17 protein-coding genes and 1 pseudogene are annotated in these 17,406 nt (G+C 55.9%); 6 read left to right on the top strand and 12 right to left on the bottom strand.

The features are described 5' to 3' along the window. The first annotated feature begins 12 nt into the window (after positions 1 to 12). Positions 13 to 1,458 carry an Asp-tRNA(Asn)/Glu-tRNA(Gln) amidotransferase subunit GatB gene (gatB, locus tag ACJAXR_RS06940; protein ID WP_415057532.1) on the top strand — a complete coding sequence of 482 codons (1,446 nt, stop codon included), beginning with the start codon at positions 13 to 15 and terminating at the stop codon, positions 1,456 to 1,458. A gap of 63 nt (positions 1,459 to 1,521) precedes the next feature. On the opposite strand, the gene ACJAXR_RS06935 is transcribed toward gatB, so the two are convergent. The 4 genes and pseudogenes from ACJAXR_RS06935 to ACJAXR_RS06920 form a co-directional block, all read right to left on the bottom strand. Further along, positions 1,522 to 1,695, bottom strand: a complete 174-nt coding sequence (locus ACJAXR_RS06935) for an alternative oxidase (protein WP_415057531.1) — start codon at positions 1,693 to 1,695, stop codon at positions 1,522 to 1,524. Continuing rightward, positions 1,625 to 2,074 (bottom strand): annotated as a pseudogene (locus tag ACJAXR_RS06930) (alternative oxidase). Before ACJAXR_RS06930 ends, ACJAXR_RS06935 begins: the two are co-directional and overlap by 71 nt. Positions 2,075 to 2,179: 105 nt before the next feature. Beyond that, a complete protein-coding gene (locus ACJAXR_RS06925) occupies positions 2,180 to 2,764 on the bottom strand; it encodes a YajG family lipoprotein (protein ID WP_415057530.1) in 585 nt (194 codons plus the stop codon). Between the two features lie 386 nt (positions 2,765 to 3,150). Then, on the bottom strand, positions 3,151 to 3,435 hold the full coding sequence (locus ACJAXR_RS06920) for a PA4642 family protein (RefSeq protein ID WP_415057529.1): 285 nt from the start codon (positions 3,433 to 3,435) through the stop codon (positions 3,151 to 3,153). Positions 3,436 to 3,663: 228 nt separating this feature from the next. Here ACJAXR_RS06920 and dauA point away from each other — a divergent pair, with 228 nt between their 5' ends. After that, on the top strand, positions 3,664 to 5,412 hold the full coding sequence (dauA, locus tag ACJAXR_RS06915) for a C4-dicarboxylic acid transporter DauA (protein WP_415057528.1): 1,749 nt from the start codon (positions 3,664 to 3,666) through the stop codon (positions 5,410 to 5,412). Positions 5,413 to 5,440: 28 nt separating this feature from the next. Here the strand turns inward: dauA and ACJAXR_RS06910 are convergent, their stop codons facing one another. Then, positions 5,441 to 5,995: a hypoxanthine-guanine phosphoribosyltransferase gene (locus tag ACJAXR_RS06910; protein ID WP_415057527.1), complete on the bottom strand. Its 555-nt coding sequence runs from the start codon at positions 5,993 to 5,995 to the stop codon at positions 5,441 to 5,443. Positions 5,996 to 6,161: 166 nt separating this feature from the next. Between ACJAXR_RS06910 and upp the strand changes: the two genes are divergently transcribed. Further along, positions 6,162 to 6,803, top strand: a complete 642-nt coding sequence (gene upp, locus ACJAXR_RS06905; protein ID WP_415057526.1) for a uracil phosphoribosyltransferase — start codon at positions 6,162 to 6,164, stop codon at positions 6,801 to 6,803. Beyond that, a complete protein-coding gene (locus ACJAXR_RS06900) occupies positions 6,803 to 8,050 on the top strand; it encodes a uracil-xanthine permease family protein (RefSeq protein WP_415057525.1) in 1,248 nt (415 codons plus the stop codon). The genes upp and ACJAXR_RS06900 overlap by 1 nt, the downstream gene beginning before the upstream one ends. Positions 8,051 to 8,068: 18 nt before the next feature. Here the strand turns inward: ACJAXR_RS06900 and ACJAXR_RS06895 are convergent, their stop codons facing one another. From ACJAXR_RS06895 to pilV, 5 genes are read right to left on the bottom strand one after another with little or no spacing between them, the layout of a single operon-like run. Beyond that, complete coding sequence (locus ACJAXR_RS06895; RefSeq protein WP_415057524.1) at positions 8,069 to 8,473, bottom strand: type IV pilin protein; 405 nt, start codon at positions 8,471 to 8,473, stop codon at positions 8,069 to 8,071. A gap of 17 nt (positions 8,474 to 8,490) precedes the next feature. Then, complete coding sequence (locus tag ACJAXR_RS06890) at positions 8,491 to 11,514, bottom strand: PilC/PilY family type IV pilus protein (protein ID WP_415057523.1); 3,024 nt, start codon at positions 11,512 to 11,514, stop codon at positions 8,491 to 8,493. Further along, a complete protein-coding gene (locus tag ACJAXR_RS06885; RefSeq protein ID WP_415057522.1) occupies positions 11,495 to 12,013 on the bottom strand; it encodes a PilX N-terminal domain-containing pilus assembly protein in 519 nt (172 codons plus the stop codon). The genes ACJAXR_RS06890 and ACJAXR_RS06885 overlap by 20 nt, the downstream gene beginning before the upstream one ends. A gap of 16 nt (positions 12,014 to 12,029) precedes the next feature. Beyond that, the gene (locus tag ACJAXR_RS06880; RefSeq protein WP_415057521.1) at positions 12,030 to 12,827 is read right to left on the bottom strand and encodes a hypothetical protein; all 798 of its coding nucleotides are present in this window, start codon (positions 12,825 to 12,827) and stop codon (positions 12,030 to 12,032) included. Then, positions 12,824 to 13,336, bottom strand: coding sequence for a type IV pilus modification protein PilV (gene pilV / locus ACJAXR_RS06875; RefSeq protein WP_415057520.1), 513 nt, complete (start codon positions 13,334 to 13,336; stop codon positions 12,824 to 12,826). Before pilV ends, ACJAXR_RS06880 begins: the two co-directional genes overlap by 4 nt. Positions 13,337 to 13,537: 201 nt before the next feature. On the opposite strand from pilV, the gene ACJAXR_RS06870 reads away from it, so the two are divergent. Next, positions 13,538 to 14,185: a LysE family translocator gene (locus ACJAXR_RS06870; protein ID WP_415057519.1), complete on the top strand. Its 648-nt coding sequence runs from the start codon at positions 13,538 to 13,540 to the stop codon at positions 14,183 to 14,185. An 8-nt stretch (positions 14,186 to 14,193) separates the two neighbouring features. Here the strand turns inward: ACJAXR_RS06870 and hemH are convergent, their stop codons facing one another. Both hemH and ACJAXR_RS06860 read right to left on the bottom strand, forming a co-directional pair. Next, complete coding sequence (hemH, locus tag ACJAXR_RS06865) at positions 14,194 to 15,216, bottom strand: ferrochelatase (protein WP_415057518.1); 1,023 nt, start codon at positions 15,214 to 15,216, stop codon at positions 14,194 to 14,196. 15 nt (positions 15,217 to 15,231) lie between these two features. After that, complete coding sequence (locus tag ACJAXR_RS06860; RefSeq protein WP_415057517.1) at positions 15,232 to 16,128, bottom strand: TIGR01777 family oxidoreductase; 897 nt, start codon at positions 16,126 to 16,128, stop codon at positions 15,232 to 15,234. A gap of 286 nt (positions 16,129 to 16,414) precedes the next feature. Between ACJAXR_RS06860 and ACJAXR_RS06855 the strand changes: the two genes are divergently transcribed. Further along, on the top strand, positions 16,415 to 17,404 hold the full coding sequence (locus ACJAXR_RS06855; RefSeq protein WP_415057516.1) for an NAD(P)/FAD-dependent oxidoreductase: 990 nt from the start codon (positions 16,415 to 16,417) through the stop codon (positions 17,402 to 17,404). Positions 17,405 to 17,406: the final 2 nt, after the last annotated feature.

Below are 17,406 nucleotides of genomic sequence, written 5' to 3'. Positions count from 1 at the left end.
CAAGAACAGACTATGCAATGGGAAATTGTTATTGGCCTGGAAATCCATGCCCAACTGACCACCGCCTCGAAGATTTTCTCCGGCAGTGCCATCGCCTTCGGCGCCGAACCTAATACCCAGGCAAGCCTGATTGATCTGGGCATGCCCGGCACACTGCCCGTGCTCAACGCACAGGCCGTGCGCAAAGCGGTCAAATTTGGCCTGGCAATCAACGCAGAGATTGCGCCGACCAACGTTTTCGCGCGCAAGAACTATTTCTACCCCGACCTGCCAAAGGGCTATCAGATCAGCCAGATGGATCTGCCCATTGTAGGCAAAGGCTTCGTCGATATCACCCTGGAAGACGGCACCATCAAACGCGTCGGCGTGACCCGTGCGCACCTGGAAGAAGATGCCGGCAAGAGCTTGCATGAAGACTTCCAGGGTATGAGCGGCATTGACCTGAACCGGGCTGGCACACCGCTGTTGGAGATCGTTTCGGAGCCGGACATGCGCAGTGCGCGCGAAGCCGTAGCCTATGCCAAGACTATCCATTCGCTGGTGCGGTACCTGGGCATCTGCGACGGAAACATGGCAGAAGGCTCCTTGCGCTGCGATTGTAACGTCTCGATCCGACCCAAGGGGCAGGAAGCCTACGGTACGCGCTGCGAAATCAAGAACGTCAACTCCTTCCGGTTCATCGAAAAGGCTATTAATACCGAAGTTCAGCGTCAAATCGAGCTGATCGAAGATGGCGGCACCGTTACTCAGGAAACCCGTCTGTACGACCCGAACAAAGACGAAACTCGCTCAATGCGCAGCAAGGAGGAAGCCAACGATTATCGCTACTTCCCCGACCCCGACCTGCTGCCGGTTATTATTGAGCCCACACTGCTGGAGGAGATTCGCGGCGAGCTGCCGGAGCTGCCACAAGAGAAGCGCGAGCGCTTCGAAAGTCAGTTCGAGCTATCTGCCTATGATGCCAGCGTACTGTCTGCCCAACGCGAAATGGCGGATTACTTCGAGCAGGTACAACAGACTTGTGACGATGCGAAGCTGGCGGCTAACTGGGTCATGGGTGATCTTTCTAGCCTGCTCAACCGCGATGATCTGGATATCATTGAATCACCGATCACCGCCGAGCAACTAGGCGCGATGATTGCGCGGATCAAGGACAACACGATCTCCGGTAAAATCGCCAAGATGGTCTTTGAGGCCATGGCTAATGGCGAAGGTGACGCTGATCAGATCATCGAGAATCGCGGGCTGAAGCAGGTGACGGACAGCGGAGCGATTGACGCTATGCTCGACGAGGTACTGGCTGCTAACGCGGATCAGGTGGAGCAGTACCGGGCCAGTGACGAAAACAAGCGTGGCAAGATGTTCGGCTTTTTTGTTGGCCAGGCCATGAAGGCATCGAAAGGCAAGGCGAACCCCCAACAAGTCAACGAGCTATTACGCAATAAGCTCGACGGCTGATCGTCAGAATGAGGTCAGGCTCTGGTCAAGCGACGCAGAGCCTGTCAGCTTCCAGAATGGACGTTACTCCGCGGCCGGCTTCAGTTTGTAAGAAAACTCATGATTCACATCCCGATGACCCGCTTCGTCCGCGCGCACGGCCACGATCACTTCTCGCAATCTCGCATCAGCCGGCAGCCGGCAGCCCCCAATAGTGTATGGCCAGTTGCGGGGCCGGAATATTCTCGTAGGTGCCATCGTCCACACCCTGCAGATACTGCGTGTAACTGTAAACGGCTTCTTCCTACAGATAACCGACGACCCGGTGCGCCGTGCGCGAAGAACACAAATAGAGCACAAAGAAAAGATTATAGAAAACGCTCTGGGCAATCATGACCAGAGTTCGTTCCAGGCGAGACGGCTGAGCAATCTGCACAAATGTCAGCAAGTGCATGTGCTCATTCTCCGCCTCCTCCAGCAACTGATGGATCCAGCCACCATCCTCTTTCATCCGGCGCGGTGAGTTCAGGTGCTGAATCGCCCCGCCGACCATACCAGGTACCGCTGCGACAGTTTCCAATACCACCGCACGATTGCCATAACGACGGGAAAAGAATGCGTCCGCAAAAAAACGCATGCATTTTACAGTGCCCAGCGCGATTCGGTCTGACACACAGCAGGGTTCATAATGCTACTTTGATACATCATCCATCAAATCACCCCTGTTCCGCCGTTTGTCGGTTTAGCGCTGCAGTACTCTTACTATTTCCGAATCCTTGAACACGCGGGTCAACGCATCGCTCATCACTTCGGTGACCAACCGGGTGTTGGTCGCCTGATTGGGCGCGTAACCGAAACGATGTTGCGCGGATGCACCGTAACGGCCCTGATATCGCGTATTACCCGCTTGTGCCTCGGCAATGAACGTTGCCGCGATATTGGCTTCGGTCACATAGGTCGTGGCGGTCGGCGACAGGTACTTGAGCTCGGCCAGACTCACGGTCAGGTTATTGGCGTTCGGAGTGCCCTCGGGGACAACATTGAAGCCTTGTTGCCGCAAAGCCTGCTCCACCTGCTGGCGTACTTTGGGTAAGGTTTGCTCACTGATAGTGATGCTGCTGGAATCAGGGTAAATACCTCCACGGGTACCCAAAACCTTACTTGTCCGAGTGTCACGCACGGTCACAACCACTGGCTGCTGACGCGCTACCGGGTTCAATGGCACCAGTATTTCCGGCTGCACACTGAGTTGCTGCGGGCTGTGAGCACAACCCACGAGGACCAGCGTGAGGCCTGCAACCAACAGCATGGACATACGATTAATCATTTTGAGACTCCTGCAAGAAACCAGTGGGACGACAAATAGTAGAGAAAAGGAACCTTCCCTGCGATGCATAGCATATCGCGGTTAAGGCTTGATGAGCAGCGCTTGCGTGTGTCGTCACGCTGCAACCTAAAAGACCCAGATTATATTCAGACAACCAAGGAGTCGGAGATGTTCAGATTACATATGAGCCGGCGCGCACGGACACGGTTTTATGCGAGGTTGGATGATGTGGGCCGCTGCGAAACACTCTAAGCGACCGAAAGCTCAATGCCTTCAGGCCGATGGGTTGATGTGACAGAGTTAAATCCGTTTTGGAATGGCCGCCAGTGACCACTCTCGGCCAGATCTGGCTGTCACGTCGACTCATTGACCCCAGCGCCTGCGAGTTATCGAGCGCGTTCTAAAGCATCCACATAATCCTCAGCCTGAGCATGCCCTCGAATAGTCTGTAAAAAACTCTTTCCTTGCGCGTCAGGCGCATCAAGATCAAAACCTTCCTGCTTGAACATCTCGATAAAACGCTCGAAGTCATGCGCCCGCAAACCTCGGTAGGCGCGCGTCAGAATATGCTGCTCGACCGATTCGCCGGCATAAGGCCGGGCGGTTAAAAACGCAGCAATCTGTTCGTCCGTCATCGGCTCGCCAATCACTTTCTGCTTGTCTTTACGCACCTGCTACCCCTTTTCTGCCATAGGCTCGATTCGATTTGCAGTATTGTACTCAGCCTGGGCACGCCTCACTAGGGGCTGATCCTTCGCCAGGAAACCCGGCAAGCCAAAGGAAGCGTTGCGATAAGCCCTATCCTGGCCAAGCGAGGAGTATGCTGTCCGGATCTGGCGCCACATCCTTGAGCCATCATCAACAGGCATGGCTGTCGGGCTCTCACCAAGGAACACATCATGGCCAATGGCACCAATCGCAGACCGGTCCTTTTCGCGGCACTACGCGATAGCCTGAGCGGGGGCTATAGCCTGCAAATGCTTCGCGGGGATCTCATCGCTGGGCTTACTGTGGGTATCATCGCGATACCTCTGGGTATGGCGTTGGCTATCGCGGTGGGTGTCGCTCCTCAACATGGTCTGTATACCGGTATTGTCGGCGGACTGATTATCGCGTTGATGGGCGGCTCGCGCTTCAATATTTCCGGTCCCACCGCCGCCTTCGTCGTGGTTCTGCTGCCCATTACACAGCAATACGGCATTGGCGGGCTTTTACTGGTGACCGCCATGTCTGGCCTGATCCTGCTGACGCTGGGCTTGGCTCGCATGGGTAATCTGATTCAATTCGTGCCCTACCCTGTGGTTCTGGGCTTCACTGCAGGGATAGGGATAGTTATTGCGACGCTGCAAATCAAGGATTTCTTTGGCCTGCAGGGCGTGGCGCAGCACGAAAGTTATCTGGATCAGTTACAGGCACTGATGGCTGCTCTGCCCAGCATCCAGCCAGGCGATACCCTGGTGGGAGCGGCGACCCTTGGCGTCCTGTTGGCCTGGCCATACCTGACCCGTCGAATACCTGGTCACATGGTCGCCTTGTTAGTCGGCAGCCTGCTTGCTGCATTGGCACTGCAAATGGATATGCAGGTCAGCACACTCGGCTCGCGTTTCAGCTATGAACTGGATGGTGTAATACACGGCGGTATTCCGCCTTTCGCTCCCCACTGGCTACTCCCATGGACATTAGCCGGCCCTGATGGCCAACCGCTGGTAATCAATTTTAATTTGCTGCGCGAGCTACTGCCCTTTGCGCTGGTCGTGGCGATGCTGGGCGCGATCGAGTCGTTGCTCTGCGCGCTGGTGGCCGATGGCATGGCCAATACACGCCACGATCCCAACGCCGAACTCGTCGGCCAAGGGCTAGGCAATCTTGTCGTGCCCTTCTTTGGGGGCATTCCAGCGACCGCTGCAATAGCCCGCACCGCGACCAGCGTGCGCTCCGGAGCGCGAACCCCGATTGCTGCCGTTATTCATGCACTGCTTATCCTGTTGTCCGTTGTCTTGCTCGCGGATCTTTTCGCCTATTTGCCGATGGCGTCGCTCGCAGCAATGCTGCTCGTGGTTGCCTGGAATATGAGCGAAGTACCGCACCTTGTGCGCATGCTGCGCATCGGACCGAAGCAGGATGCCTGGGTACTGGTGGTGTGTCTCGTTCTGACGGTATTGTTCGACATGGTGCTAGCGGTTGGCGTCGGTCTGGTGCTGGCGTCCGTCCTGTTCATCAAGCGCATGGTCGATCTTAGCCAGGGCGCCACCGTACCCCGCATAAACCATGAAGCACTCTCCGGGTTACCCGACAGTGTGGCGCTATATCAAATAGCCGGCCCGCTGTTCTTCGCTGCCGCAGACAAAGCATTGAGCGCGATGGCACGTCATGACGACAGAGTTCGCCATCTGGTAATCGATATGCACGCGGTGCCGAGCATGGACATGAGCGCGCTGGTGATGTTCGAGAAAGCGCTGGAAGAGTTCGAAAGGCGAAAGATCGAGATCTATTTTGTTGGAGTCAATGCACGGGTAAGATTGAAATTGACACGGGCAGGTATGGGAGCAACCGTCGACCGGCGTTACTATGTAACCAACGCCGAACGTGCGGCGACTATCATCCGGCACAAACTAGAAAAATCGGCGGTGCCGGCCAACACCGCATGACATCATTACCGCAGATTATCAGGCCAGGTTATTCCGGGATGGCGAATATACCTGCGGCGTTGCGCCAGTAGCCCTTGTAGTCGAGGCCATATCCAAAGATGTAGCGGTCTACCACATCAAGGCCGGTAAAGTCGGCGCGCATGCCCTTGTAGGCCTTGCGATCGTGCTGCTTGTCCAACAAAACAGCGGTCAGTACCTGAGCAGCACCGGCATCGCGACAATATTCAACAATGGCATCGAGGGTATGCCCTTCATCCAGAATATCGTCCAGGATCAACACCGTTCGACCAACCAACGAGTGTTCCGCTCGGGCTTTCCAGAAGAGCTCGCCACCAGACAGCTTGTTGCGGTAACGGGTCGCATGCAGGTATCCCAACTCCATCGGAAAATCCAGACGCGTCACCAGTTGCCCGGTAATCACCAACCCGCCATTCATGACACTGTAGACGATCGGATTGCTGTCCGCCAAAACCCGGTTGATTGCTACAGCCATGCGATCCATCGCCTCTTCTACCTGCGCGGCGGTGTAAAGGCAATCTGCCTCAGCCATCACCTGCTTGATGTGTTCCAGATCGACGGACATACGCAATCTCCAAAAAGGGTGACTATTCACGAGGGTGGGCAAAATACTGATCTTAGCGTGCAAAGGCAAGTAAACCGAAGCCGACTACCGTGAGCGGGTGACCCCAATGGCGCATTGGTTTAGGCTATAGCGCATTTACAGCGCCCCGCACGAGAGCAAACACGTCATGAATGTGAAAGAAATTCGTCATCCCTTGATTCGTCACAAACTCGGTCTTATGCGCCGCGCCGACATAAGTACGAAGAACTTTCGCGAACTCGCTCAGGAGGTCGCGGCACTGCTCACTTACGAGGCGACACAGGATATGCTGCTCGAACCGCAACAGATTGAAGGCTGGTGCGGGCCAGTGGAAGTTGAGAAGTTGTCCGGCAAAAAGGTCACTGTTGTGCCAATCCTCCGCGCTGGCCTGGGCATGCTCGACGGTGTATTGAGCCTGATACCCAGCGCCAAGGTGAGCGTGGTCGGCCTCGTGCGAAACGAACAGACGCTGGAAGCCGACACCTACCTGGAAAAACTGGTTGGCGAAATGAACCAGCGCACTGCGCTGATCATCGATCCAATGCTAGCCACCGGCGGCTCAATGCTCGCCACTATTGAAATGCTCAAACGCGCCGGCGCTCGGGAAATACGCGCTCTGGTACTGGTCGCGGCCCCTGAGGGGATCAAGCGCATCCACGACGCGCACCCGGAAGTACAGATCTTCACCGCTTCCGTCGACGAGCGACTGAACGAGCATGGTTACATCATTCCAGGCCTGGGCGATGCCGGCGACAAGATATTTGGTACCAAACAGAAGGATGTGGACTGATGGAACCAATCAATACTACCGGTTGGCGCTCAGCGCTGGCAGGTTCACAGATGCTGTTTGTCGCCTTCGGCGCACTGGTACTGATGCCACTGATTACCGGCATGGACCCGAATGTGGCTTTGTTCACTGCGGGCTTTGGCACGCTTATGTTCCAGTTCACCACGAAACGTCAGGTACCGGTTTTCCTTGCTTCCAGCTTCGCCTTCATTGCACCGATTTTATACAGCAACCAGACCTGGGGGCTGGCAGCCACGCTCGGTGGTCTGTTAGCGGCTGGCCTGATGTACATTTTGCTGAGCATGCTGATCTATTTACGCGGCCCAGGTTTCATTCGTCGACTGTTACCCCCGGTCGTGGTCGGACCGGTGATCATGGTCATTGGTCTTGGACTGGCGTCGGTGGCAGTCAACATGGCTATGGGCAAAGCCGGCGATGGTAGCGCGCAACTGATTGATTATCCGCTGGCCATTCTGATCTCGATGGCATCCCTTACAACAACTATTATCGTCGCCGTTTTTGCCAAAGGCATCTTCCGCCTTGTGCCCATTCTCGCGGGCGTCGTAGTCGGCTATGGGCTGTCCTGGATATTGGGTGTGGTGGATTTCAATGCAGTTGGCGCAGCCAGCTGGTTGGCGGTCCCGGCGTTCGTCACGCCGGAGTTCAAACTGGCCGCCATTCTGTTCATGATACCCGTCGCCATCGCCCCGGCGATCGAGCATATTGGCGACGTACTGGCTATCGGTTCAGTTACCGGTAAGGATTACATCCGCGAGCCTGGACTGCAACGCACGCTGCTGGGTGACGGGCTGGCTACTTCGGCGGCAGCATTGCTCGGCGGCCCGCCTAACACCACGTACTCAGAAGTCACTGGTGCGGTGATGCTGACGCGCAACTTCAACCCCAATGTGATGATCTGGGCGGCAATTTTCGCCATGATACTGGCGTTCATCGACAAGTTCGGCGCCGCTTTGCTGAGCATGCCGGTGCCCGTGATGGGCGGCATACTCTGCTTGCTGTTCGGATCTATTGCGGTCGTTGGCATGAACACTTTGATAAAGAACCAGGTTGATCTATCTCAGCCACGTAACCTGTGTATCGTTTCGGTTACGCTGGTATTTGGCATTGGCGGATTGATGATCGGCAATCAGACTTTCAGTCTTCAGGGCATCAGCTTATGTGGCGTGGTTGCAATCGTTCTTAATCTGCTGCTTCCCCGCGCTGATGAGGCGCTTGAGCCAGTTCAATGATCCGGTAATGCCAAGCCCTCAACGACGCCAACATTGGATATTTGCCGGCGTGCGCTGACCGACTTGATTGAAGGTATAGGTCGCACAGGCATCTTGCGCCATGATTCCACCCTGTACCGCCGTTGCGGTCAGGGTGAAGGTCGCCGGCCCCCTCACCGCGACCAGGGTATAAACCGCAGTACCACTGACCGGACTCTGCGCAGCCAGACTGACGGCGCCTGCATTATAGGTGCCAGTGCGGGTAAAATGGCGCTCCAGCAATTGCGCGTTTTCCAACAGCACAGTGGTCACTTCTGCCCGTCGAGTCTGGCGTACCTGCTCCTGATAGGCTGGATAGGCGATCGCGGCCAGGATACCGACCACGGCGACCGCAATCATAAGTTCAATCAGCGTGAACCCCGCTCTTGTGCATCCGTTCATCATGTCGTCTCCCTGACTTATCACATCAATTGTCGCCACATAATCCGGTTAAAATGGCATTGGCCCGAGCCAACAACCAGCTCAAGCGTATTGCTGGTCTGACTCAGGTTGTACTCCTGCCCGCAGTAGATGTTTTTGCATGCAGGATCTCCAGATTCACAGACGCAATCATCCACAGCCGGATCACAGGGACAGAACTCGGTCGCCGGGTTACAACTGCCTCGCGCCAGCGGAGCAGCAGGAACCGCCGGCTTGATGCGTGGCAGTTCAAGAACAATCAAATCACCTGGAAGCCCTCCCGACAAGCTGACGCCCGCACTCAGAGGGTCGCGTGCATCCACCATACCGTCGCTGTTACTATCTAGTGTTGCCACCCGCGACATGCTCCCGGAAAAGCTGTCAACAGACATAAGCCAGCCACCACCCGTATTGGTGCAAGGGTCAGCGCTGTTACGAATCAGGCTGGTATTGAAAAGAACCCGGCTGCCGCGAACCAGAATATTGCGGATAACACGCTCGCCACGCGCGGTGCCGTGCAAGAGGGGAAGGTACCAGCCCTGCCCATTCGATGAGCTCCAGTTCACGCGATTGGCTGTTACGGTTCTGACGTTACGGTTGCCTAGGGCACTTTCGGTCAGGATCGCCTGAGCCTGAAGATTCGCATAGGTGAGGTTGCCGACACCTGTCGGTTTGTCCCATACGGCATAAAAGGTCTGTACGCTGGTATCCAGGCGATCTGCCGCCTCCAGGAATGTACCGGTGCCGAAGAGTACCAGCCGCCCTCCCTGGGGATGCTCCATCAGCACGGGTTGCACAGTGATTGACTGATGGGGGTTTGCAGCAATGCCCGCTCTGAATAAAGGGTCGCCAGCAAAGGCCACGCTCCAGTCACTGATCTGGCCAGACAGGTCGAACTTCCATAACCTGCCCTGCAAATCACCTGCGTAGGCAGCCAAGGCACGACCATCGCTATTGACCCGCACCTGAGGAGCGGAAAGTCCGTTGCCGCTGAAGGAATCCCCGGGCCCCGCCTCGATGCTCTTGATCAGGCTGCCGTCAGCCAGATCGATCACATACAGAGTCGGCTGTCCGCCAGCATTACCGTAACCATTACCGCTAATGGCTACCCACCTACCGTCGAGCCTGGAAATCACTGGCTTGCCATAAACATGACCAAGATCGACAAAACCTTGTGTGTTCGGACTGATTTCCCACAGTGCACCGAGAGCATCGTTCTTGAAATCCTGATCATACAACCGGATGCCGACCAGCGCTTTCCCACCAGCACCCAGGCCCGCCACAGCGAGAGTTGTCCAGGTTGTATTGAGAACTGTATCAGCAACGGTTATCGCGCCGTCAACCCCTGACCGATGACCTCCTTGACCAAAGTCCAGGCCGGCCCGAGCACCCGCACTGGCCTGCGTTGCAGCAGGCAAGAATGCCAGGCGATGGGCACCGTTATTGGCTGCCAGCACATGCAAAAAACCATCGTTTGCACCAACAACCAGAGAAGCCTGCATATTCTGGCGTTTGTCCGCACGATACGCTTCGTATCCGGCATGGCTGTTTGCGCCCAATGTTCGCTGCGTACTGGTGAGCACCAGAGATGAGTTGACCACATCACCAAGCAAGCGCGCGCGGCTGCGATAGCCGCTCACCGACTCCCCACGAATCCAGTTCAGCAGATCCTGTCCGCTATTGGGCGCAGCGGCGAGATCAAGAACCGCCTGCTGCGCAGCTCCCATATCCAAATAGGCAGTATTATTGAGCGAGATCACCGCTCCGGGCCGGATATCGGATGACTCGCGCCAGGTCTGGTACCGCACATTACTCACGTTGCTGATAGTCGAGTCGCTAGACCAGACTCTGCTACCCAGACTCCCGTCAGCTTTAAGATTGTAGGCTTCTACCGTCCCGCTCCAATCGGCTGGGTCATACTCGGTACGATAGAACCGCGAACCAGACGTCAGGTCTGGCCCACTTGCTACACCGCCACCCCCGGAGCCGGTCATCGCGTTGATTTCCTGCAAAACACCGTGCAGCGCAAAGCTGAGCTCCTGACGGTTTTCTGCGGTGTAATACTTGCCACCGCCGAGAACCGCTGCACGCTGCAAATTGGGATCGTTGTGGGCAAAGCCGACTGTGTAAGTCCGCAGTGTTTGAGTAGCAAAGTCAGTGGCATCCCAACTGACCCCGGCAGCATCCTTGGCGACACCCGTACGATTCGTATTACGCATATCGATATCAAAGGCGAACTGGGCAATGTCATCCAGATAGAAGGTGCTCCCCTCATCATTGAGATCAGTGCTGCTCATGTCGCCGGCTGAGACTCCGTCCCAGTCCGGCAGATTCAGGCTACCCGGAATGCTTGGATTGTCGATATCGGGCTCTACCTTGACGTCCGTTGGAAATTCACTGTCATAGGTGGGTAGTCCGTCAGTCAGGATCAGCCCAGCGTTTCTCTGGCATCGATATTGTGCAGGACTGACAAATTGCTGTCGGCTACCCGCCGCCATCGACTGCGGATAAAACGCCCGCAGTCCTCGCATATACCGGGTAACTTCATAGTATGTTTCAGCCAGTGGGGTGTGGGTAAAAGGAGGCGATGCACTTGGATTAATTGCATCCAGACTGGTGTTCAACATATTGAAGTGTGAGACCCCAGCCAGGGTATTGGCCGATATATCGCCTACTTCCACCAACAGTTGGCCTCCCGGTGCATCGTGCCCATACGAAGCGGGAGGGGTATCCCTGAAACTGAAGAGCCCAAAACGCACGTTGCGGTTCTTGGCGATCACGTCCTTGGCAACATCCCGCGCTATATCAAGACGCGTCTGGCTCCCTGCCTTGTTTAGCACCATGCTCGAGGAGTTGTCGAACAGCATGATCACATTCGGCGAAACGGCCGGCCCAGACAAGGTAGGGCCGCTTAGCGGATTGAATGCCCCCTGTGCAGGAAGCGCCAGAAAAAGGCCTATCAACACACCACCTTGCAGGCCGCCAATGAATCTTTTTATACCTTGGTCAAACCGCATAATGGACATATACGCTCTCCAATACCGTACGAGTGGATCCTAGAAAGCTCACTACAACAATGCGGTACAGGTTGCCGGGGCCTTCGTAGGCGGTATTGGCGCTGACTGTATTAGCCGGCGCAAGAGTTTCACCCAGACTGGTTATGCGATACCAGACCTCCATATTATTGATTGCCGCCGAGCGGGGTATTTGAACCCATCCCGCACCAGGCGTGCCGGTGGAGTCCAAGTCGAAGACAGCATCATTCGTATTGCAGGATGCGCCAGTGCAGGGTTTGGGTAGCGGTTTATTGTTGCTGGTTGCCAACGCCAGCTGATGCTGAATGAGCCGCAGGGCTGACTCCGCAGCCTGAAAGCTGTCAATCTTGAGCTTCACATTGGCCGCCATACGCTCCTGGCCAGTAGAGGACTTGATGCCTGCTACGCTGACCAGTGTGAGCAATAACAGAAAAACCAGACTGACAATCAGTGCCGACCCCTGTTGATCCTGTGGTTGTTCCTTAACCATCGGGTCCCTCCCGGTTCTATTCCAATCTGTTGCGTATTGCGACCACCTGCTTGAAGTTCTGCGCTTTGATGTTGCCGCTCGCCGGTGTCGCCGGATTGTCACTGAGTTGCCATTGCAGATTCACACTGCGGATACGTGCAGCATCGGACGCTGCTAAAACGTTCACATAAGTGCCGCTGACCTCCCTTCCCGACGGGCTGGCCGCCAGCCCAAAACTGATAACAAGATCGGCCACACCATCGATCAAGGTTTGAAAATTGCCGGCTCCGTTGTTGCGAACCTGAATAGCGTTCTTGCTGAAGCGGTATTCCATCTGACGGATAGGAATGACGACATCCCCTGGTCGAACAGCAAGCGGGCCCGTTGCAGAAATCCTAAAATCCAGGGTGTCGCGGCAGTTGGTTACGATCAGCCATCGAGCACCATAGTCCGATGGGCTACGCGAAGCACGGGCGGTAAAGCGTTCAAAGTTGGGAACAGCGGTAACCAGTGTCAGAATACCTACTCCGGATCCGACGGTGTAACGGATCGGGTCATTGAAGGCCGCAGGAATGCTAGTGCGAATATCGGCCGGTAAGCGGGCCAGATCCAGACACCCAAACATGTTGACCATGCGTATTTCCTGGCCCAGGCGGCCGCTTAGATAACGCGCATCCTCATACAGATCTCCTGCGGCTCGTTGCAGCACGAAACTCTGTTTACTAGCGATAAAAACCTGAATGACACCCATCACCATAACGAGACCGAGGGTGAGCGCGATGAGCAGTTCAATCAGCCCAAAACCACGTAAAGAGAAGCGACTCCACACTCTCATCGGATCACCGATGACATGAGAAAGACAGTGTCTTCTTCATTTGCCACGGTTCTCGCCTCGGACCAGGAGATCGAGACTGTGGCCTGGTCACCAACGACGGCAATACTCCCATTAGCAACGGGCAGTTCGCAGCTGATCAATTCGGCGAAATCCGCCAGATCCTGGGCCGCAATATCTGCACCTCCGGGGTTTACCTGACAGACACCGGCCACAGAAGCAGTGGCGTAACGGGAAAGCTCCGATGGATTAGCCCGCATGCGATCCAGCATGTCGCGGGCAGCAAGGGCCGCCTGAGTGCTGTGACCCGCACTGACGCTATAGCGTATTGCGTTGAGCTGAAGCGACGCCGCACCCAGAACCCCGACCGCGAGGACCAGCACAGCAATCATCACTTCCAACAAACTGACACCGCCCTGCCGATGTCTGGCCTTGAGACGATCACTCAAGTGCGCTGAGGTGCCGGAAGAGTATCTTTCGTCCATCGGTTGCAGAAAACTTTCTGGCAGCATGACCACCTCCCTGAGGTCAGACGCTAACGTCACTGAAGCGTGTTATTGGTGTATTCGGGAGCTTAGCGCTTGCGCTGCACCAGCTCTATCCCTCGAACAGGTGAGTTATAACTTGCGCACTTTACAGCCCCCGGGAAGCCATCATGACTCTGCGCAATCTGGCTGACTGAGATAGAATGGGGCTTTGCGTGGAATCGACCGATGCCTTATCTGAGCGAATTTCTAATGGTAGCAGCAGTTCATTTGCTTGCAGTCATAAGCCCAGGACCCGATTTCGCGGTGGTAATACGCAACAGCGTCAGCGCCGGACGCAAGGCCGGCGTACTCACGGCCTTCGGCGTGGGCAGTGGTATTTGCCTGCACGTGGGCTATTCGTTGCTGGGTATTGGCTTAATTGTTTCCCAGTCAGCCTGGCTGTTCAACATACTCAAAATGCTCGCGGCCGGTTATCTGCTGTACGTAGGCTTTAGGGCCCTGAGTAGCCAACCCGCCAAGCTCGGCGTCGTGGCAATCCAAGACAAAACTTTATCTTCCAGCAATGCGTTCACCAATGGGTTCATCACCAATGGGCTGAATCCCAAGGCAACACTGTTTTTTTTGTCGCTTTTTACCGTCGTCATCAGTCCACAAACCCCAATCACCATACAGACTGGTTATGGCATCTATCTTGCGCTGGCCACTGCGACATGGTTCTGCATGGTCGCGGTGCTATTCAGCCATTCCCGGGTACGACGAGGCTTCGTACGCATGGGCCACTGGTTTGACCGCCTGATGGGTGCGGTGTTGATTGGACTAGGATTGCATCTGGCACTTTCAGAGTGGCTCGGGCTAAGCGCCCGGCCAGACTGAAAATGGAATCAGACCGCAGTGGGTTCGGTCTCACACCATTGGGCCAGAGTGTCGATCCATTGCGGATGATCATTCAAGCAAGGCACCAGAACCAGCTCTTCACCACCCGCTTCGATAAACTGTTCTCGGCCCCGATCGCCAATCTCCTCAAGGGTTTCGATGCAATCGGAGACGAATGCAGGACACATGACTAGCAAGCGCTTGACCCCTTGGGCTGCCAGCTCGTCGAGGCGCGCCTCAGTATAGGGCTCGATCCACTTGTCTTTGCCCAGCCGCGACTGAAACGCCAACGACCATTGATCATCGCGCAGGCCAAGGCGAGCGGTGAAGGCCCGAGTGACCGATACACACTGGGCCCGATAACAGGTGACATGGGCCGGCGATGGACGATCACAGCAATCAGGAAAGGCCAAGCAATGACTGCCGGTGGGATCGGCTTTGCGCAAGTGCCTCTCCGGTAATCCGTGATAACTGAAAAGCAAATGGTCAAAACCCTGCTTCAAATGTGGCTCAGCGCTAGCCACCAGAGCATCTATGTAGCCAGGCTTGTCATGGAAGGCCTGTACGATAGTCAGTTTGATATCGAGCTTGTGTGCCGCCACAACCCGCTGCGCTTCGATGATCGACGTAGTCGTAGTGCTATCGGCGTGTTGCGGATACTGCGGCATAAAGAGCACTTCCTTGATACCTGGCTTTGCGGCCAGCGCCAGCAGACCACGCTCTATACACGGCTCGCCATAGCGCATTGCAAGCTCCACCGGCATATCCAGCCGTGCTTGCAGCGCCTGTTGCACTCGACGGCTGATCACCACCAACGGAGAACCCTCATCCCACCAGATAGACGCGTAGGCCTCAGCTGATTTTTTCGGCCGTAATAGCAAAATCAGCCCAACAAGCAAACGGCGCAGGGGCCAAGGCAGGTCAACCACGTACGGATCCATCAAGAACTGATTGAGATAACGACGCACATCAGCCACTTCCGGGCTGGCAGGCGAACCAAGATTGGCAAGCAATACCCCACGATCAGACATCGACACAACACTCCTTCACGTTTTAACCACATCGTTAAGTGCAGCTTCCAGATGAGGAAAGCGGAACTGGTAACCCGCCTCCTGAATCTTCTGCGGCACCGCATTTTGTCCGGTTAGCAATAATCGAGACATTTCCCCCAGACCTACTTTCAACACCGGCCCCGGCAGAGGAATAACGGCTGGACGGCCGAGCACCCGGCCCAGTGTTTTGACAAACTCACGGTTGGTGGCAGGATTGGGGGCACAGGCATTGAAGGGGCCTTTGCAATCGGAATTGTCCAAAAGCAGCATTATAATACCGACCATATCTGTGCGGTGCACCCATGGCATGTACTGCTTTCCTGATCCGATGGGCCCACCCAGACCCAGCTTGAACGGCAGCAACATACGCTGCAGGAAGCCACCAGCCGGAGCGAGGACCAATCCGGTACGTAACAAGCACACCCGGATACCATAGGCTCCCGCACGCTTTGCCGCTGACTCCCAGGCATCACACAGAGTGTGGGTATATTCAATGTGAGGGTCCATGCTCTCAGTAACCGGCTGATCACCACTATCACCATACCAACCCACGGCCGACCCGCTAACCAGCACCTTCGGCTTGACTGCCAATGTGCCCAGCCAGGCAACTAATTCCTCTGTCAATGTGACCCTGCTTTCCCACAGCACCCCCTTGCGTTTGCGTGTCCAGGGGCGATCCGCTATTGGCGCACCGGCAAGGTTGACTACCGCATCAATCTGCTCGCTGCCAAGATGATCGAGCTTGGCGAAACCTCTTACCGAAGCCCCACAAATCCCAGCCACCTCTTTGGGTCGGCGACTTAATACAGAAACCTGATGTCCCTCTGCAGTCAGATATTTACTCAAGGCGCTGCCTATGAGCCCCGTGCCGCCAGTAATGAGTACGTGCATTGTCCTAGCTCCTTGCCATGTCGATCGAATATGTCTGCCAACGCACTCTCACCGACGCTCTAATGAGGATTGCTTGCAAACTGCTCTCGCTGCTAATAGACAATAGACTAGGCATTTCAGATCAACATTGTGATTGCAGCGTGGATCAGGGCATGTCAAAACCGAGGCCATTGCCACACAGAACCCTAATGCTATACAACCATAACCTTCTGTACAAGTTATGTTGAAGACCATCGCCGATAGACATAGACTATTTGGCAATACTCCATCCGATCGAGAACTCATTATGACCCAGACATTCAAAATTGCAGTCATCGGTGCCGGCATGGCTGGGCTGAGCGCTGCCGGCGCGCTCGCCCAGGCTGGGCATGAGGTCGTGCTCTTTGACAAGAGCCGTGGCAGTGGTGGCCGGATGAGCAGCAAGCGGACCGAGTCCGGCGATCTGGACATGGGCGCTCAATACTTCACCGCCCGCGACCACCATTTTCGCAATGCCCTTCAGGAGTGGATGAATCGCGGCTGGGTGGCGCAGTGGTCGCCCCGGCTGTTCGTCAAGAATGACTCGGATCTTGTGGAATCGCCGGACGACCAACAACGATTTGTAGGTACACCGCGAATGACAAGTCTGTCTCGCGGACTGTTGGAAGGTCTTACTCTGGTGAGCCAGACACGTATAGATAGTCTGCGCCAGATCGCCGATGACCTGTGGGAGCTGGTGGACGATAACGGCGGCACGCATGGACCGTTCAATCGAGTTGTGGTGGCTGCGCCGGCTCCGCAAGCGGTACCACTGCTGTCATCAGCTACCCAGCTGGCTCAGGCCGCGTCCCAGATAGAGATGCAACCTGGCTGGACGCTGGCACTCGCATTTGCGCAGCCACTCGACACCGCGGTAGAAGCCTGCTTCGTCCGGGCTGGCGACCTTGATTGGATTTCGCGCAATAGCAGCAAACCGGGCCGGCAGGGACTAGATAGCTGGATATTACAATCCAGCACACGCTGGGCGATGGGAAACCTGGACACCAACAAGCAGGAAGTGGGCAACCGGCTGCGCGCGGCGTTTGCGGATGTGCTGGGTCTCGACCTGCCCACTCCCGTTTACGAGCATGCTCATAGGTGGCTGTACGCTCGCTCTCCCGCCACCTGTAACTGGGGCGCCTTGGCTGCGCCTGAAAAGGGGCTCTACGTATGCGGTGACTGGTGTCTGGGCGGACGACTGGAAAATGCCTGGCTGAGTGGCCAGCAAGCCGCTCATACCCTGCTGGAGCGCAAGTGAAC

It is taken from the genome of Halopseudomonas sp. (assembly GCF_047631575.1).
GTDB lineage: Bacteria > Pseudomonadota > Gammaproteobacteria > Pseudomonadales > Pseudomonadaceae > Halopseudomonas.
This window is presented reverse-complemented; position numbering and strand designations above follow the sequence as displayed.